General features: G+C 68.0%; 14 protein-coding genes. 4 read left to right on the top strand and 10 right to left on the bottom strand.

What is annotated here, in order from left to right; all coding sequences use genetic code 11:
• The first annotated feature begins 1 nt into the window (after position 1).
• Positions 2–1,237: an MFS transporter gene (locus DIE03_RS30705; protein ID WP_124455973.1), complete on the top strand. Its 1,236-nt coding sequence runs from the start codon at positions 2–4 to the stop codon at positions 1,235–1,237.
• A gap of 66 nt (positions 1,238–1,303) precedes the next feature.
• Here DIE03_RS30705 and DIE03_RS30700 read toward each other — a convergent pair whose 3' ends face one another.
• Both DIE03_RS30700 and DIE03_RS30695 read right to left on the bottom strand, forming a co-directional pair.
• Positions 1,304–2,101 (bottom strand): 5'-methylthioadenosine/adenosylhomocysteine nucleosidase, encoded by a 798-nt coding sequence (locus tag DIE03_RS30700; RefSeq protein ID WP_124455972.1) that lies wholly within the window; start codon positions 2,099–2,101, stop codon positions 1,304–1,306.
• A complete protein-coding gene (locus DIE03_RS30695) occupies positions 2,098–4,461 on the bottom strand; it encodes a UvrD-helicase domain-containing protein (RefSeq protein ID WP_124455971.1) in 2,364 nt (787 codons plus the stop codon). Before DIE03_RS30695 ends, DIE03_RS30700 begins: the two co-directional genes overlap by 4 nt.
• A gap of 224 nt (positions 4,462–4,685) precedes the next feature.
• On the opposite strand from DIE03_RS30695, the gene DIE03_RS30685 reads away from it, so the two are divergent.
• Entirely contained in the window at positions 4,686–7,553 is a 2,868-nt protein-coding gene (locus DIE03_RS30685) for a valine--tRNA ligase (RefSeq protein WP_124455969.1), read from the top strand.
• A gap of 87 nt (positions 7,554–7,640) precedes the next feature.
• On the top strand, positions 7,641–8,525 hold the full coding sequence (galU, locus tag DIE03_RS30680; RefSeq protein WP_124455968.1) for a UTP--glucose-1-phosphate uridylyltransferase GalU: 885 nt from the start codon (positions 7,641–7,643) through the stop codon (positions 8,523–8,525).
• Between the two features lie 52 nt (positions 8,526–8,577).
• Here the strand turns inward: galU and DIE03_RS30675 are convergent, their stop codons facing one another.
• The 7 genes from DIE03_RS30675 to DIE03_RS30645 form a co-directional block, all read right to left on the bottom strand.
• Positions 8,578–9,192, bottom strand: coding sequence for a DUF4136 domain-containing protein (locus tag DIE03_RS30675; protein WP_124455967.1), 615 nt, complete (start codon positions 9,190–9,192; stop codon positions 8,578–8,580).
• Positions 9,193–9,229: 37 nt separating this feature from the next.
• The gene (locus tag DIE03_RS30670) at positions 9,230–11,617 is read right to left on the bottom strand and encodes a CHASE2 domain-containing protein (RefSeq protein ID WP_124455966.1); all 2,388 of its coding nucleotides are present in this window, start codon (positions 11,615–11,617) and stop codon (positions 9,230–9,232) included.
• Positions 11,618–11,627: 10 nt separating this feature from the next.
• A complete protein-coding gene (locus DIE03_RS30665; RefSeq protein ID WP_124455965.1) occupies positions 11,628–12,989 on the bottom strand; it encodes a FecR domain-containing protein in 1,362 nt (453 codons plus the stop codon).
• On the bottom strand, positions 12,986–13,690 hold the full coding sequence (locus tag DIE03_RS30660) for a response regulator transcription factor (RefSeq protein WP_006490421.1): 705 nt from the start codon (positions 13,688–13,690) through the stop codon (positions 12,986–12,988). Before DIE03_RS30660 ends, DIE03_RS30665 begins: the two co-directional genes overlap by 4 nt.
• Before the next feature lie 267 nt (positions 13,691–13,957).
• Entirely contained in the window at positions 13,958–14,392 is a 435-nt protein-coding gene (locus tag DIE03_RS30655) for a peptidase (protein WP_124455964.1), read from the bottom strand.
• A gap of 195 nt (positions 14,393–14,587) precedes the next feature.
• Positions 14,588–14,815, bottom strand: coding sequence for a sulfurtransferase TusA family protein (locus tag DIE03_RS30650; RefSeq protein WP_006402122.1), 228 nt, complete (start codon positions 14,813–14,815; stop codon positions 14,588–14,590).
• A gap of 116 nt (positions 14,816–14,931) precedes the next feature.
• Positions 14,932–15,867 (bottom strand): LysR family transcriptional regulator, encoded by a 936-nt coding sequence (locus DIE03_RS30645; protein WP_124455963.1) that lies wholly within the window; start codon positions 15,865–15,867, stop codon positions 14,932–14,934.
• A gap of 108 nt (positions 15,868–15,975) precedes the next feature.
• Here DIE03_RS30645 and DIE03_RS30640 point away from each other — a divergent pair, with 108 nt between their 5' ends.
• A complete protein-coding gene (locus DIE03_RS30640) occupies positions 15,976–17,496 on the top strand; it encodes a CoA-acylating methylmalonate-semialdehyde dehydrogenase (protein WP_124455962.1) in 1,521 nt (506 codons plus the stop codon).
• A 57-nt stretch (positions 17,497–17,553) separates the two neighbouring features.
• On the opposite strand, the gene DIE03_RS30635 is transcribed toward DIE03_RS30640, so the two are convergent.
• Positions 17,554–18,438 (bottom strand): MurR/RpiR family transcriptional regulator, encoded by an 885-nt coding sequence (locus tag DIE03_RS30635; protein WP_124455961.1) that lies wholly within the window; start codon positions 18,436–18,438, stop codon positions 17,554–17,556.
• Between the last annotated feature and the right edge of the window lie 101 nt (positions 18,439–18,539).

Genomic DNA, 18,539 nt, shown 5'->3' with positions numbered 1-18,539 from the left:
CATGGAAACCAGCCTCGACTCCCGGGCCGGCGCAGCCGCCGCCCAGCCGTCCGCCCCACCCGTCGCCCGCACCGTCTACCCGGTGCTCGGCGCGATCAGCTTCTCGCACATGCTCAACGACATGATCCAGTCGTTGATCCTCGCGATCTATCCGATGCTCAAGAGCCAGTTCGCGCTGTCGTTCGCGCAGATCGGCCTGATCACCCTCACCTACCAGATCACCGCGTCGCTGCTGCAGCCGCTCGTCGGCCTCTACACCGACAAGCGGCCGAAGCCGTATTCGCTGCCGGTCGGCATGGGCTTCACGCTCGCGGGGCTGCTGCTGATGTCGGCGGCGTCGAGTTTCCCGATGCTGCTGGTGGCCGCGGCGCTCGTCGGCTGCGGCTCGTCGGTGTTCCATCCCGAATCGTCGCGCGTCGCGCGGATGGCGTCGGGCGGCCAGCACGGGCTCGCTCAGTCGGTGTTCCAGGTCGGCGGCAACGCGGGCTCCGCGCTCGGGCCGCTGCTCGCCGCGCTCGTGATCATCCCGCACGGCCAGCACAGCATCGCGTGGTTCTCGGCGGCCGCGCTCGTCGCGATGATCGTGCTCACGCAGATCGGCCACTGGTACAAGAAGCATCCGTCGATGAAGAAAAAGGCCGTGCCGGCCGGCCACCCGACACTGTCGCGCGGCCGCGTGATGGGCGCGATCGGCGTGCTGGTGCTGCTCGTGTTCTCGAAGTACTTCTACCTCGCGAGCATCAACAGCTATTTCACGTTCTACCTGATCGACAAGTTCCACCTGTCGGTGCAAGCCGCGCAGATCCACCTGTTCGTGTTCCTCGCGGCCGTGGCGGCCGGCACGCTGATCGGCGGGCCCGTCGGCGACCGGATCGGCCGCAAGTACGTGATCTGGGTTTCGATCCTCGGCGTCGCGCCGTTCACGCTGCTGCTGCCGTATGCGAACCTGTTCTGGACGAGCGTGCTGACCGTGATCATCGGCATCGTGCTGGCATCGGCATTCGCCGCGATCCTCGTCTATGCGACGGAACTGATGCCCGGCAAGGTCGGGATGGTCGCGGGCCTGTTCTTCGGCTTCGCGTTCGGTCTCGGCGGCGTCGGCGCGGCCGTGCTCGGCCAGCTCGCCGATGCGACGAGCATCACGTTCGTCTACAAGGTGTGCTCGTTCCTGCCGCTGATCGGCGTGCTGACGATCTTCCTGCCGAACCTCGAAAGCAGCCGGCGCAAGAAAGCGTGACAAGCCGGCCGCGGCGTGCGCGCCGCGGCCGGTCGAACGGCTGGGAGGGAGAGTACGACGGCGGCTTCAGGCCGCCGTCGTCGCATGCAGCGTCAGGAAACGCTTGAGGATGCCGGACGAATAGCTGCTCGCGATCGCCGACAGGAAGTGCGAGAACGACTGCGTTGCATGATCGTCGGCCGTATCGGAAACGGTGCGCACGAGCGCGAACGGCACGTCGTGCTCCGCGCACACCTGCGCGATCGCGGCGCCTTCCATTTCGACCGCGAGCGCGTCCGGCAGCGCGTCGCGCAGCGCGACGACCTCGCGCTCGCTCGACACGAAGCGGTCGCCGCTGATGATGAGCCCCGCGTGCAGCGTCGCGCCGGCGAGCCCGAAGCGCTCGGCGAACTGCGCGCCCTCTTCCGCGACGAACAGCGTGCACGCGGCACGCAGGCGCGCCGTCAGTGCCGCGTCGGTCGTGAAGCGCGTGATGCCGAGCAGCGGCACCTCGTAGCGCGGAAAGAGCGGCGATGCGTCGAGATCGTGCTGCAGCAGCGTATCGGCCACGACGACGTCGCCGACCCGCACCGTGCGCGACACGCCGCCCGCGACACCGGTGAACACGACGCCCGACACGCCGAACACGTGGATCAGCGCGCTGACCGTCGCGGCGGCCGCGACCTTGCCGATCCGCGCGAGCGTGACGACGCAGGCCGCGCCCTGCACGGTGCCGACGTGGTAATCGCGGCGGCCGAGCGTGACCGTCTTCATCGCGCCTTCGGCGCGCATCGCGGCGATCAGGTCGCCGAGCTCCTCGGGCAGCGCGGCCAGAATGCCGAGCGGCCGGGCCGCAAGCGTGGAATCCATGTCGATGTCCATCATTCCACCGCCTGCAGTTTCGCGACCGCGAGCGCGAGCCACTTCTCGCCGTGCCGCTTGAACTTCACCTGGGCCTTCGCATCGGTGCCGTTGCCTTCGAGCGCGGTGACCGTGCCTTCGCCGAACTTGGTATGGAACACCTGCTGGCCGACCCGGAAGCCTGCGTCGGCTGCGCGCTGCTTGTCCGCGAACGCGGGCAGCGGCGCGGACACGGCCGCATCGACGATCTGCTCGCGACTGCCGCCGCCCGGCCGCGCGAACCAGTCGCGCCCGTACCCGGCGTTGTCCGAACGCCCGCCCCAGCGCGAACCGGCCTCGACCTTCGGCGTCAGCCACTTCAGCACGTGCTCGGGCAATTCGTCGAAGAAGCGCGAACGCACGTTGTAGCGCGTCTGGCCATGCAGCATCCGGCTCTGCGCGAACGACAGGTAGAGCCGCTCCTTCGCGCGCGTGATCGCGACGTACATCAGCCGGCGCTCTTCCTCGAGGCCGTCGGATTCGAGCACGCTGTTCTCGTGCGGGAACAGCCCTTCCTCGAGGCCCGTGATGAACACGGCCGAGAATTCGAGCCCCTTCGCCGCGTGGACCGTCATCAGCTGCACGGCGTCCTGGCCGGCCTGCGCCTGGTTGTCGCCGGCCTCCAGCGACGCATGCGACAGGAAGCCGGCAAGCGGCGTCATCGTGTCGGGGTTCTGCGCCGGGTCCGCGGGCGACTCGGGGTCGAGCACGTCGACCGCCGGATCGTCGGTCGCGGTGCCGAGCTCGGGTGCCGCGATCGCGCCCGCGCGCAGCGGGATCGAGCGGGCCGGCGTATCGAGCCCGTAGCCTTCCTCGGCGATGAACGCGGTGGCCGCGTTCACGAGTTCCTGCAAGTTCTCGAGGCGGTCCTGGCCTTCGCGCTCGCCCTGGTAGAAATCGGCGAGGCCGCTGGCGCGCACGATGTGCTCGACGGTGTCGGGCAGGTTCATGTGCTGGGTATCGGCGCGCATCTTCGCGACCAGGTTCGCGAACCCGCCGAGGCTCGTGCCGGCCTTGCCCGTCACGTACGGAATCGCGGCGGCCATCGAGCAGCCGTAGAGACGCGCGGCGTCGGCGAGCTGCTCGATCGAGCGCGCGCCGATCCCGCGGGTCGGGAAGTTCACGACGCGCACGAACGCCGTGTCGTCGTTCGGGTTGTCGATCAGGCGCAGGTACGCGAGCGCGTGCTTCACTTCCTGCCGCTCGAAGAAGCGCAGGCCGCCATACACGCGGTACGGGATGCCCGACGACATCAGCGTGTGCTCGATCGAGCGCGACTGCGCGTTGCTGCGGTACAGGACGGCCACTTCGCTGCGCGCCATCCCGGTGTTGATCAGCGAGCGGATCTCCTCGACGATCCAGCCGGCTTCCTGCGAATCGGTGCTCGCCTCGTACACGCGCACGGGCTCGCCGTGGCCGGCGTCGGTGCGCAGGTTCTTGCCGAGGCGGTGCGCGTTGTTCGAGATCAGCTGGTTCGCCGCGTCGAGGATGTTGCCGTGCGACCGGTAGTTCTGCTCGAGCTTGATCAGGTTGCGCACGCGGAATTCGTCTTCGAAGTCGCGCATGTTGCCGACGTTCGCGCCGCGGAACGCATAGATCGACTGGTCGTCGTCGCCGACCGCGAAGATCGCGTTCTCGCCGCCCGCGAGCATCTTGAGCCACGCGTACTGCAGCTTGTTGGTGTCCTGGAACTCGTCGACGAGGATGTGCCGGAAGCGCGCCTGGTAGTGCGCACGCAGCGGCGCGTTGTACGCGAGCAGTTCGTAGCAGCGCAGCAGCAGCTCGGGAAAATCGACGACGCCCTCGCGCTGGCACTGCTGGTCGTACGCCTGGTACAGCTCGACGAACTTGCGGTTGAAGTTGTCGGTCGCGTCGACCTTGTCGGGACGCAGCCCCTGCTCCTTCGCGTTGTTGATGAAGTACTGGACGTTCTTCGGCGGGTACTTTTCGTCGTCGACGTTTGCGGCCTTCATCAGCCGCTTGATCGCGGACAGCTGGTCGGCGGTATCGAGGATCTGGAACGTCTGCGGCAGGCCGGCGTCGCGCCAGTGCGTGCGCAGCATCCGGTTGCACAGGCCGTGGAACGTGCCGATCCACATCCCGCGCGTGTCGATCGGCATCATCGCCGACAGGCGCGCCATCATCTCGCGCGCGGCCTTGTTCGTGAAGGTGACGGCGAGCACGGTGGGCGGCGATGCGTAGCCCTGCTGGATCAGCCACGCGATACGCGTGATCAGCACGCGGGTCTTGCCGCTGCCCGCCCCTGCAAGGATCAGCGCCGGTTCGTTCGGCAACGTGACGGCGGCGAGTTGTTCGGGGTTCAGATTGGCGAGCAGATCGGGCATGGAGCGGCAGCTAACGGGCGAGAAAAATGCGGACCCGACATTATAAGTCGGCCGCGCGATGCCGTTCCCGATCCGTTCGGCCGCGCGTGGCGGGCACGTTGCCGGCACGTTGCGGCCCCGTCTCGGCAGGCCCGTGCCGGCAAGGCGATGGCTGGCCGATGGGCATCCATTTATAATTGTCAGATTCGGCATCCAATTCACGCATTTTTCGGCAGATTTCCAACATGAGCGACAACACGCTTGCGAAGAGCTTCGAGCCCCACACCATCGAGTCCCAATGGGGGCCGGAGTGGGAAAAACGCGGCTACGCCGCCCCGGCTTTCGATCCGTCGCGCCCCGATTTCGCGATCCAGTTGCCGCCGCCGAACGTGACGGGCACGCTGCACATGGGCCACGCGTTCAACCAGACGATCATGGACGGCCTCGCCCGCTACCACCGGATGCTCGGCGAGAACACGCTGTGGGTGCCCGGCACCGACCATGCGGGGATCGCCACGCAGATCGTCGTCGAGCGCCAGCTCGACGCGCAGGGCGTGTCGCGCCACGACCTCGGCCGCGAGCAGTTCGTCGAGCGCGTATGGGAATGGAAGGAAAAGTCCGGCTCGACGATCACGGGCCAGGTGCGCCGCCTCGGCGCGTCGACCGACTGGTCGCGCGAATACTTCACGATGGACGACAAGATGTCGGCCGCCGTGCGCGACGTGTTCGTCACGCTCTATGAACAGGGCCTGATCTACCGCGGCAAGCGCCTCGTCAACTGGGACCCGGTGCTGCTCACCGCCGTGTCGGATCTCGAAGTCGCGAGCGAAGAGGAAAACGGCCACCTGTGGCACATCCGCTATCCGCTCGTCGACGGCTCGGGCTCGCTGACGGTGGCCACCACGCGCCCCGAGACGATGCTCGGCGACGTCGCGCTGATGGTCCACCCGGAAGACGAGCGCTACGCGCACCTGATCGGCAAGCTCGTCACGCTGCCGCTGACGGGCCGCGAGATCCCGGTGATCGCCGACGACTACGTCGACCGCGAGTTCGGCACGGGCGTCGTGAAGGTCACGCCCGCGCACGACTTCAACGACTACCAGGTCGGCCTGCGCCACAACCTCGCGCCGATCGAGATCCTGACGCTCGACGCGAAGATCAACGACAACGGCCCCGAGCAGTATCGCGGCCTCGACCGTTTCGACGCGCGCAAGGCGATCGTCGCCGACCTCGACGCGCAGGGCTTCCTCGACTCCGTGAAGCCGCACAGGCTGATGGTGCCGCGCGGCGACCGCACGGGCGTCGTGATCGAGCCGATGCTGACCGACCAGTGGTTCGTCGCGATGACGAAGCCGGCGCCGGAAGGCACGTTCAACCCCGGCAAGTCGATCACCGAGACGTCGCTCGACGTGGTGCGCAACGGCCAGATCAAGTTCGTGCCGGAAAACTGGACGACCACCTACTATCAGTGGCTCGAAAATATCCAGGACTGGTGCATCTCGCGCCAGCTGTGGTGGGGCCACCAGATTCCCGCGTGGTACGGCGAAAACGGCGAGGTATTCGTCGCGCGCAACGAGGAGGACGCACGCGCGCAGGCCGCCGCGAAGGGTTATGCGGGCGCGCTGAAGCGCGACGAGGACGTGCTCGACACGTGGTTCTCGTCGGCGCTCGTGCCGTTCTCGTCGCTCGGCTGGCCCAACGAAACGCCTGAACTGCAGCATTTCCTGCCGTCGTCGGTGCTCGTCACGGGCTTCGACATCATCTTCTTCTGGGTCGCCCGGATGGTGATGATGACGACGCACTTCACCGGCAAGGTGCCGTTCCATACCGTCTACGTGCACGGCCTCGTGCGCGACGCGGAAGGCCAGAAGATGTCGAAGAGCAAGGGCAACACGCTCGACCCGATCGACATCGTCGACGGCATCGACCTCGAGACGCTGGTCGCGAAGCGCACCACCGGCCTGATGAACCCGAAGCAGGCCGCGACGATCGAGAAGAAGACGCGCAAGGAATTCCCGGACGGCATCGCCGCATTCGGCACCGACGCGCTGCGCTTCACGATGGCGTCGATGGCGACGCTCGGCCGCAACGTGAACTTCGACCTCGCGCGCTGCGAAGGCTATCGCAACTTCTGCAACAAGCTGTGGAACGCGACGCGCTTCGTGCTGATGAACTGCGAAGGCCACGACTGCGGCGCCGACAAGCCGGAAGTGTGCGGCGCGGGCGACTGCGGCCCCGGCGGCTACCTCGATTTCTCGGCGGCCGACCGCTGGATCGTGTCGCTGCTGCAGCGCACCGAAGCGGACATCGCGAAGGGCTTCGCCGATTACCGCTTCGACAACATCGCCAGCAGCATCTACAAGTTCGTGTGGGACGAGTACTGCGACTGGTACCTCGAGCTCGCGAAGGTGCAGATCCAGAACGGCACGCCGGAACAGCAGCGCGCGACGCGCCGCACGCTGTTGCGCGTGCTGGAAACGGTGTTGCGCCTCGCGCACCCGGTCATCCCGTTCATCACCGAAGCGCTCTGGCAGAAGGTCGCGCCGCTCGCCGGCCGCTATCCGCAAGGCAAGGCGGAAGGCGAAGCGTCGCTGATGACGCAGCCGTACCCGGTCGCGAACCTGCAGAAGCTCGACGAGGCGTCCGAGCAATGGGCGGCCGACCTGAAGGCGATCGTCGACGCGTGCCGCAACCTGCGCGGCGAGATGAACCTCTCGCCGGCGACCAAGGTGCCGCTGCTGGCTGCCGGCGATGCCGAGCGCCTGCGCTCGTTCGCGCCGTACGTCCAGGCGCTCGCGCGCCTGTCGGAAGTGCAGATCCTCGCGGACGAAGCGGCGCTCGACAAGGAAGCGCACGGCGCGCCGATCGCGATCGTCGGCCCGAACAAGCTGGTGCTGAAGGTGGAAATCGATGTCGCGGCCGAACGCGAGCGCCTGTCGAAGGAAATCGCGCGCCTGACGGGCGAGATCGCGAAGTGCAACGCGAAGCTCGGCAACGAGGCGTTCGTCGCGAAAGCGCCGCCGGCCGTGGTCGAACAGGAGCAGAAACGCGTCGCGGAATTCCAGAGCACGCTCGAAAAACTGCGGGCGCAGCTCGATCGGTTGCCTGCGTAACAAAGGGTAAGGTCGTTTGCGTTCACTATAATGCGAACGTGAACATAGACCGTCTGACAAGTCGATTACAGGAATAAAGGTTCGATCATGCTGAAAGTTTCCAAGGCGGTATTTCCCGTTGCCGGTCTCGGCACGCGGTTCCTCCCGGCGACGAAGGCGAGCCCGAAGGAAATGCTGCCGGTCGTCGACAAGCCGCTGATCCAGTACGCGGTCGAGGAAGCGATCGCCGCGGGCATCACCGAGATGATCTTCGTCACCGGGCGCAGCAAGCGCGCGATCGAGGATCACTTCGACAAGTCGTACGAGGTCGAGGCCGAACTCGAGGCGCGCGGCAAGGAAAAGCTGCTCGAGCTCGTGCGCAGCATCAAGCCGAGCCACGTCGACTGTTTCTACGTGCGCCAGCCGGAAGCGCTCGGCCTCGGCCATGCGGTGCTGTGCGCGGAAAAGCTGGTGGCCGACAACCCGTTCGCGGTGATCCTCGCCGACGACCTGCTCGACGGCACGCCGCCCGTGATGAAGCAGATGGTCGACGTGTTCGACCACTATCACAGCTCGGTGATCGGCGTCGAAGAGATCCCGCCGTCGGAAACGAAGTCGTACGGGATCGTCGACGGCAAGGAATGGGAAGAGTCGATCGTCAAGATGTCGGCGATCATCGAGAAGCCGGCGCCGGAAGTCGCGCCGTCGAACCTCGGCGTGGTCGGGCGCTACATCCTGAAGCCGCGGATCTTCGAACACCTGCGCGCGCTGAAGCCCGGCGCGGGTGGCGAACTGCAGCTCACCGACGCGATCCAGGCGCTGCTCGCCGATGAACAGGTGCTGGCCTACAAGTATCAGGGCACGCGCTACGATTGCGGCAGCAAGCTCGGCTACCTGAAGGCGACGGTGGAATTCGCGCTGCGCCACCCGGAAGTCAGCGCCGAATTCGACGCGTACCTGCGTACGCGCGGCGGCACGCAACCGGCCGCCTGAACGCGGCAAGGGCTCGCCGCGGCGAGCCCGCCCTCACCTCACCGGCCGGCGCTCAGCGCGTTTCGGCCGGCTTCACGGAGACGACGCCCGGCATCCCGCCCGCGTCGTCTTTTTTCGTCTTGACGAGCCAGCCGTTGCCGTCGCCGAACGGCACCTTCGCCAGCGCGCTCTTCACGAGCGCCGGCGCGGCCAGCTGCGTGCCCGGATCGCGATCGCGCAGCGCGGCCGATACGCGGTACACGTCGGCCCCCGATCGTGCGTCGACGAAACGCAGCGTGAGCACGTGGCGATACACGGTGCCCATGAACGGCAGCGCGAGCGGCGCCGGCCCGTCGACCGTCACGCACGCACTGCTCGCGGCGCCGCACCGGTCGGCGATCGCCGTGACCGACGCCGGCTGCGTCGCGTACGCGATCGACAGCCGGTAGCGCGCATCCTTGAGCGGCTGCGCATCGAAGCCGCGGCGCGCGAGTTCGTCGCGCACGAGCGTCTCGATCTGCCGGTACTCGGTGTCGCCCGCCTGCGCGGCCGTCCGCACGAAATCGTAGCCGTGCGCACCGGAGGCAAACGCATCCGGCTGCCCGACCGCACTCACGCCGGTCGTCACGCCGGCGCAACCCGTCAACAGCGACGCCGCCAGTGCGGTCGCTGCCCATTCCTTTCTCATGGCTTTCCCCAAATCCCTGCCGTCGTGCCCGGCCCTGTCAGGCGGACGGCTCGTCGATCGCGGGCAGCGACACCGTCACCGCGGTGCCGACACCCACCTCGCTGTCGACCGACACGCTGCCCCCATGGCGCGTGACGACCGTCTTCACGAATGCCATGCCGAGCCCGGAACCCGAGATCTCGGGCCGCTCGCCGGCATGGAATCGCTTGAAACGCTCGAACAGATGCCGCTGATCTTCCGGCGCAATGCCGTACCCCTGATCGCGAATCGTACAGAACATCCGCTTCGATGCGTGCTCGACCGTCAGCGTACACGTGATCACGGTGTCGGACGGACTGTATTTGACCGCGTTGTTCAGCAGGTTCACGAATGCGCGCGTGATCAGCGAGCGGTCCGCGCGCACCCAGCACATGTCGGTGCCGACCTCGGTGTCGACGCGGATATGCTTCGCCTGCGCCTGCGGCCATACCTCGTCGCTCGCGTCGATCAGCACGTCGACGAGGCTCGTGACCTCGAGCTGGTACGCCTGCGACTCGGCGCGCGCCAGTTGCACGAATTCGTCGGCCAGCGACAGCGCGCGATGCGCATAGCGCTCGATCCGCGCGAGCAGCCCGCGCATCGCGTCGGTGTCGACACGGTCGCGCTCGATCTCGACGAGCGCCAGGATCGACGACTGCGGCGAGCGCATGTCGTGCGACAGCAGGTGCAGCGCTTCCTCGCGCTGCCGCTCGGCCGCATGCAGCTCGGTCACGTCGACGAGGCCGGCGATCCAGCCCGTCACGCGGCCCTGGGCGTTCGTACAGGCCGCGTAGCGTAACAGATGGTCGAGCCCGTCGCGATCGCGCACCTCGATGCCGCGCGCCATCGCGTCGTGTTCGGCCTCGAGCGTCGGGTCGAGCGCGGCTGGCCAGCGCTCGCGGATCGCCGCGTCGTGTTCGGCATTGCCGTCGACGGTCTTCATGAAGGTCAGCTCGCCGAGCGCGTTGCGCAGCGGCCGCCCTTCCGGCAGCGGCAGCGACAGGCGCGACCCGTAGCGCTTCGCCGCGTGGTTCGCGATCAGCACGGTCCCGGCGAGGTCGGTCACGAAAATCGGCTCCGGCATGCTGTCGAGGCTGTCCCACACGAAGCGCTTCATGTCCTGCACGCGCTGCGCGGCCTGCGCCATCAGCGCCATCTGCCGCTCGAGCACGTCGCCGCCGACGCTGCGCGTGCGCGGCGCCTCGGGCAGCAGGTGCGGCTCGTCGGCGAGCCGCTGCAGCTCGCGGCGCAGGTACGACATCGTCATTTCGAGGCGCCGCCAGTTCCAGATCGGGTAGACGGCGATCAGCCCGAAGATCGCCGGTGCCGGCGTCAGCCAGATGCGCGCCTCGAACAGCAGCGCCAGGCTCGCGACCACGGCGAGCACCGCGAGACTCATCGTCAGCAGCAGCGCACGCCACGGCGACAGCATCAGGAAACCGCCGAGCAGCACGGCGAGCGGCAGCAGCGACGCGGCGAACAGCCCCAGGCGCGACGCGGGCGAGATCGCGCTGCCGGTCGCCAGCATGTCGAGCACGTTCGCATGGATATACACGCCGGCCAGCGGGCCGAACTCGCCGGACACGGGCGTCGCGAAGCGGTCGTACAGCCCGGACGCCGTCACGCCGACGACGACGATCTTGCCGCGCAGCGCATCGGGTTTCACGCGCCCTTCGAGCACGTCGTCGAACGACAGCGTCGGATAAGCGGGGGTATTGCGGCTGAACGGGATCAGGTAGCGGCCCTCGCCGGCCGCATCGCGCGACAGGTCGTGCGCATTCGCGCCCGGCACGCCGCCGACCGGATGCAGCCGGCCGGCCTGGATCGCACGGTACACGGGCACCATCAATTGCGGCCAGCGCACGCGGCCGTCGCTTTCGAACAGCGCGACGCTGCGCACGATGCCGTCGCGATCGACTTCGAGATTGATGTGGCCGAGCCCCGTCGCGCGCGCCGCGAGCGCGGCGACCGGCGGATCGACGCTGCGCGTGCCGTCCGCTTGCTCCGGGCTCAGCAGTACGGGCAGGAAGGTCGGCACATGGCTCATCGCGTCCGCAAACGCGCGATCCTCCGGCGACGGTTCGGTGAACAGCACGTCGTAGACGACGGCGGCCGGCTGCGCACGCGCCAGCGTGTCGAGCAGCCGCGCATGCACGTCGCGCGACCACGGCCAGCGGCCGAGCGCCGACACGCTCTGGTTGTCGATGTCGACGACGACCACATCCGGCGACAGCGGCAGGCTGCGCAGCATCAGCAGCCGGTCGTAGATCAGCCCGTCGACGCTCGACGACAGGCGGCCGAGCGCGCACGCGAGGATCACCGCGATCCCGAGGCAACCGATCGCGATCCATTCGATGAGAAAGCGGCGGCCGAGATGCCGCCGCGGGGACACGGAGCGGGGTTTCATGCGCCGCGGGTCAGCGCGACAACGTGAACGCGCTGACGGGACTGGTCTTCTCGTAGAACTTGCCGCCTTCGAATTCCTCGACGGTCACGGCCCAGAAATAATCGCCCGGCGGCAGGTGCGCAACGGTGAGCTGGCGCGCATGCAGGCCGACCTGGTCGACGACCGGCGCGCTCAGGTCCTTCGAGCGCGACAGCACGAACCGGTAGCGCGCATCCTTGCCCGAACCGTTCGGCGACCAGCGGAACTCGTAGCCGCCGGCGCCGGGCGACGCGCTCGCGTCGAGCCCCATCACGCGGCGCTCGAACGCATAGGTGCGCGGCAGCCCCTCGAGACCGTTCGAATCGATCGCGGCGATTCGAACGAAATAGTTGCCGTTCGGCACGTCGCGAAACACCACGCGCGGCGCATCGGTACGCGTTTCGCGGAACAGGTCGAGCAACCCCGCGTCGTGCGCGAGCTGGACGTGATAACCGCGTGCCTGCGCGAGCGGCGCGACGTCGAACGCGACGTCGGACTCGTCCTGCACCTTGTCCGGATGCGCGAGCGTGGGCGGGGCCAGCAGCTCGACGGGCGCGCCGACCGTGCCGGACGACGTCGCGACGCTACCGAAGTTCGCATGCACGAGCGTCGGGTCGGCCGCCTGCCGGTGCCCCGCGACGCCGACGGTGCCGTCGAGGACTTCGACACGCGTCGACGCATTGCCGGCCGCGTCGTAGTTCACGCGGAAATGCGTGCCGCGCACGCCGGCCACGACGGACGGCGAGCGGATCTGGAAGCGGTCGTCGCGCTTCTTCAGATGGGTCACTTCGCTGTCGACCGAGCCGCGCGTGAGTTCGAACTCGCGATCGAGCGTGCCGGTCAGCACGGTACGGCGCAGCGACTTCAGGTCGAGCTGGCTGTCGGGCGGCAGGCTCATGTGCGTGCCGTCGGCGAGCTCGATCGTCACGAAGCCGTTCGGGCCCGTGCGCACGCGGTCGCCTTCCGCGAGCGTCGCGTCGTTGGCGAGCGCCGTGAAAGCGTCGCCGGACGCGCGTTCGGCCGTGCCCTGCACCGCGATCACGCGGGCGGTCAGCTTTTCCTTGCGCAGCCGCGCGACCGGCAGCTTCAGCGCGACGCCGGGCTGCAGGTGCTTCGGCGCGGGCACGCCGTTGATCTGCTGGAGCAGTTGCCAGTCGTCCGAGCCCTGCATATAGCGTGCGGCGACGTCGTACAACGTGTCGCCCGCCTGCGTGCGGTACACGACCATCTTGCCCGCGGCAGCGGGCGGCTGCGCCGCCGCGTGCTGCGCGGCGAACGCAAGCGCGACCGCGCAGGCCGCGTGCAGCGCCGCCGTGCGCAGGTTCGCCGTGCGCTGCGTGATGCCCGTGGTCACTCCGGTTCTCCCTGGCCGACCCGCTCGAGCCGGTAGCCGTAGCCGTAGATCGGCGCGAGGCGATAGCCGTTCTCGGGCCGCAGGCCGAGCTTGGTGCGCAGCATCGAGATGTGCGTATCCATCGTGCGCGACGGGATGTCGGTCGCCTGCTTCCACACGAGATCGAGAATGTGCGCACGCGACAACGGCCGGTCGAGGTGCTGGAACAGCAGCAGCGCGAGCTCGAATTCCTTTTGCGTGAGGCTCACGGCCTTGTCGCCGACATACGCCTGCTTCAGGTTCACGTCGAAACGGAACTGGTCGAACTCGCGGACGGTGGCCTCGGCGTTGACCGGATACGCGCGGCGCAGCAGCGAGCCGATGCGCGCGCGCAGGATCGGGCCCGACACGGGCTTGACCACGTAGTCGTCGGCGCCGGCGTTGAGGATCTGCGTGATCCCCGCCTCGTCGTCGCGGCTCGTCATGAAGATGATCGGCAGGCTGTGCTCGGTCTGGTTCGCACGCACCCACTTGAGCACTTCCTCGCCGGACATGTCGGGCACGTTCCAGTCGAGCACCAGCAGATCGAACGTCTCGCGCTGCAGGCGCTTCTTCAGGGCCTTGCCTTCCTTGAACGCATAGCACGTATGGCCAACGGCCGTCAGCGTTTGGCTGACGAAATCCGTCTGGGCCGGATCATCATCCAGTACAGCAATTCTCATAGCACCCCGCAAATCGAAATCGATTCGTCCATTCAACTCCCGCGCCTGCCCCCGGCCGCGCAGCACGTGCGCGGCGTCCGGATTTCGGCCGGCGAGCCGTCGTTCGCCGCTCGCGCCACTGCGCAAACCGGCGACCCCGGTCCAATATCTCAAAAACGGGGCACGGACGAACCGGCGATTTCATCATAGTAGTATGAAATTCGCCAAGAAATTGCGCGGACTATCGTTCTTTCTTCGAATAATCCTTCCTGCCGCGCAATCGGACGCCTAATCCGCGCCCGCGATGCCGGCCACCGGCTCGGCACAATCGTCCGCCGGCATGCGTGGCGCCGGCCGTTCCGGCAGCGCCGGTTGAACGAGCATCCGCTGCAGCTGGCCGCGCACCCGCTCCCACGCAGGCGCCGCGTAATCGGGCTGGGCTGCCGCCCATGCCTGCGCCAGATCGAACACGCGCTCGATCGTCGCACCGCAGTAGGTCAGGCCCGGGCCGTCGTCCTGCGCGACATCCCGCAGCCGTTCGTCAAGCCACTCGGCCAGCCACGGCATCTCGGCCGCCGCCGAATCCGCGTAGGCCTCCAGTGCGGCACGCGCATGGCGATCCTGTCGCGGATCGAGCTCGATCCGGCTCAATTCCGACGCGCGCGCGGGCGCAATGCATTCCGTTCCGGACGGACTTCGAAAGGTCCCTGGTCTGAAGGACATGTCCTCTCCCCGTTGTACGACGGTAGCGTCAGGCATGGCCCCCGTGCCCGCCCTGCGACGTACCGTGGCCGGCGCGTCCGCTGGGAGCGGACGACCGGCCGGGTCAGTATACGCAGCCCGTCACGCGGTGAGGTTTAAGAATTGTCAGAGAAGCCCGGCCGGCGCGCGGCACGGCGGAGCCGGCGATGCGGGCCGTCAGCGGCGGCGCATCAGGAACACGAAGGTCTTGTCCTGCGTCGTCGATTCGACGATCTCGTTGCCCGTCTGCTTCGCGAACGCGGCGAAATCGCGCTGCGAGCCCGGGTCGGTCGCAAGCACCTTGAGGATCTGCCCGCTTTCCATATCGGCAAGCGCTTTCTTGGCACGCAGGATCGGCAACGGGCAATTAAGCCCGCGCGCGTCCACTTCCTTGTGAATCTGCATCGGCTTTCGACCTTCGAATGACGCGCCCTACGCGGCGCGGGAGGAAGCCGCGATTTTACCGCAGCGCCGCCGCGCCTGCCCGGGCAGCCCGTGGCGCGGCGCACGCGGGGCCGCGCTCACGCGCCGGAAAAGCCGCCCGCGAGCCGCTCGCGCAGGTGCCGCACGAGCGCGCGCACCGCGCTCGGCACGACCGGGCTGTACGGGCGGATCGCGAAGATGTGGTCGCCGAACGCGCCCGACGGCCGCCAGCCGTCGAGCAGCGCGACGAGCCGGCCGGCGTCGAGGTCGCGCTGCGCGCTGAAATCCGGCAGCAGCGCGATGCCGAGCCCGCCGAGCGCGGCCTCGCGCATCGCCTCGCTGTTGTTCGCCGCGAAGCTGCCGCGCACCGGCACGCTGACGCGCTCGCGCCGCCTGCCGTGCAACTCGAAGCTCCAGGCGGCCGGCTCGTTGTCGCGCAGGTAGCACAGGCAGCTGTGATCGACGAGCTCGTTCGGATGGCGCGGGGCGCCCCGCGCGTCGAGATAGGCGCGGCTCGCGACCAGCAGCGAGCGCGTGTCGCACAGCTTCCACGCGACGTGGGTCTGCGGCGCGGTGGTCGTATGCCGAATCGCGAGGTCGAAACCCTCCTGCGTCAGCGAATGCAGCCGGTCCGACAGGTCGAGCTCGATCTGCACGCCCGGATGCTGCCGCAGGAATTCGGGCAGGTGCGGCACGACCTGCTGGCGGCCGAGCGCGACCGGCACCGTCAGGCGCAGCAGGCCGCGCGGCTCGCCGGCCAGATCCTTCACACGCGCGAAATGCTGCCCGATCGACTCGAACGCATCGCGCGTGCTGTCGACGAGCGTCTGGCCCGCATCGGTAAGACGCACGCTGCGTGTCGTGCGGCGCACGAGCGGCACGCCGGCCGCCTTTTCGAGATCGGCGATGCGCTGGCTCATCGCGGCCTTGCTGATGCCGAGCCGCTGCGCGGCAGCCGTGAAACTGCCGGCCGCGGCCAGCACCGTCAGCGAATGGATATGCGGCCAGAGCGCCTGGACATTTTGCTGATTCATCCATTAATTATTCAGAATTCTGAACAGTGAATCAAGTTTCGCGGTCTTCTCCCGCCCTGCCGGTTTCCCTAGACTGGATCCTGTTCCCCCTCATCCCCAGGAGACACGATGAATCCGGTTCCCGCGTATACGTCCGACGCCGACGTCGGCCACTATGTCGACGGCGCGCCCGTTGCCGGCCGCAGCGGCCGCTTCCAGGACGTCCTCAACCCGTCGCTCGGCCGCGCGGTGCGCCGCGTCGCGCTCGCCGACGACAGCGAAGTGCAGCGGGCCGTCGCGTCGGCCCACGCCGCGTTCCCCGCCTGGGCCGCGACGCCGCCGATCCGCCGCGCACGCGTGCTGCACCGCTTCCTGCAGCTGATGAACGAACACCGCGACACGCTCGCGGCAATCATCACGGCCGAGCACGGCAAGGTGTTCTCCGACGCGCAGGGCGAAGTCGCGCGCGGCATCGACATCATCGAATTCGCATGCGGCGTGCCGCAACTGCTGAAAGGCGACTTCACCGACCAGGTCAGCACCGGCATCGACAACTGGACGATGCGCCAGCCGCTCGGCGTCGTCGCGGGCATCACGCCGTTCAACTTCCCGTGCATGGTGCCGTGCTGGATGTTCCCGGTCGCGATCGCGACGGGCAACACGTTCGTGCTGAAGCCGAGCGAGCGCGACCCGTCGGCCGCGCTGTTCATTGCCGACCTGCTCACGCAGGCCGGGCTGCCGGCCGGCGTGTTCAACGTCGTGCAGGGCGACAAGGGCGCGGTCGACGCGCTGCTCGACCACCCCGACGTGCAGGCCGTCAGCTTCGTCGGCTCGACGCCGATCGCGGCCTACGTGCAGCAGCGCGCGGTGCAGTCGGGCAAGCGCGTGCAGGCGCTCGGCGGCGCGAAGAACCACCTGGTCGTGATGCCCGATGCGAACCTCGAACAGGCCGTCGACGCGCTGATCGGCGCCGCGTACGGCTCGGCCGGCGAGCGCTGCATGGCGATCAGCATCGCGGTGCTGGTCGGCGACGTGGCAGACAAGATCGTGCCGGCGGTGGCCGAGCGCGCACGCCGGCTGGTGATCGGCGACGGCATGTCGCCGGAAGTCGAGATGGGCCCGATCGTCACCGGCGAGGCGCTGAAGCGCATCGAAGGCTATATCGAGCAAGGCGTGAACGAAGGCGCGCAACTGGTGGTCGACGGCCGCGGGCTGCGCGTGCCGGGCCGCGAGGCCGGCTTCTTCACCGGCGGCACGCTGTTCGATCACGTGCGCCCCGACATGCGGATCTACAAGGAAGAGATCTTCGGGCCCGTGCTCGGCTGCGTGCGCGTGAAGGATTTCGGCGAAGCGGTCGACCTGATCAACGCGCACGAATTCGGCAACGGCGTGTCGTGCTTCACGAGCGACGGCGGCATCGCACGCGAATTCGCGCAGCGCATCCAGGTCGGCATGGTCGGCATCAACGTGCCGATCCCCGTGCCGATGGCGTGGCACGGCTTCGGCGGCTGGAAGAAGAGCCTGTTCGGCGACATGCACGCGTACGGCGAGGAAGGCGTGCGCTTCTACACGCGCCAGAAATCGGTGATGCAGCGCTGGTCGTCGAGCATCGGCAAGGGTGCCGAATTCGCGATGCCGACCGCGAAGTAAGCCCGCCGGCGTGCCGCCCGCCGATCGAAGTCGCGGGCGGCACGCCGGCAGTCGAGGTCAGCCGGCTTTCGAGCCGTGCGCGCCGTCGGCGGTCGGCAGGTACGACAGCTCGAGCCGGTACGCGAGCGCGACGAACAGGCTCTGCGCGAGACCCATCGTGGCCGTCAGCGCGCGAAAGCCGAACGTCTCGCTGTCCTGCACCATCAGCATCACCTCGGCCTCCCGCGCGAGCGGGCTCATCCGGCTGTCGGTGATCGCGATCACGCGTGCGCCGCGCTGCACGGCCAGCTGCGCGACCTGCACGGTTTCCTCCGCATACGGCATGAACGAAATCACGATCATCACGTCGCCCTCGCGCACCGAGCGGATCTGCCCGAGGTGCATGCTGCCGAGCGCGCTGAACAGGCCGATGCGCTTGTCCGTGTGCTGCAACGCATAGTCGAGATACACGGCGATCGGAAACGCGCGCCGCGAGCCGGCAATCCAGATCGCCTGCGTGTCGGCGAGCAGATCGACGGCCTGCGCGAGCGCCTGCGAATCGAGCGTCTGCCGCAGCTGCTGCATCCCGGCAATGCTGCCCTTGATGAATTCGTCGGCGATCTGTTCGGGCTGCAGGCTCGACGAGCCCGCTTCGATCACGTCGCGCAGCCGCAGGTTGTACGCACGCCCCGGCGCAATCTGCTGCGCGAGCCCTTCGCGGAACAGCCGCTGCATCTCGGAGAAGCCGGAGAAGCCGAAGTGCTTCGCGAAGCGCACGACGGCCGACGGCTGGACGCCGCACGCCTCCGCGAGCGACTGGATGCCTTCCAGGCCAAGCTGGTCCCGATGCGTTTCCACGTGGCGCGCAATCACCTTCAGGCGATTGCTGAGGCAGTCGTACTCCTGCGTCAGGTGCTGCAGGAACTGCTCGACGGTGGCGGGAGGTTTCTCGGATGAACTCATCGGATAGCGCGAAGTTGACGGCCCCGATGCGCACGCGACGCTGGCGGACGCGGCCCGGGGCTCGACTGGAACCATGCATGAAGGGCGAATTTAAACACGTT

Source organism: Burkholderia sp. Bp8992 (assembly GCF_003853705.1).
Lineage (GTDB): Bacteria > Pseudomonadota > Gammaproteobacteria > Burkholderiales > Burkholderiaceae > Burkholderia.
Note: the sequence above shows the minus strand (reverse complement) of the source record. Positions and strands in the feature narration are given on the sequence as shown.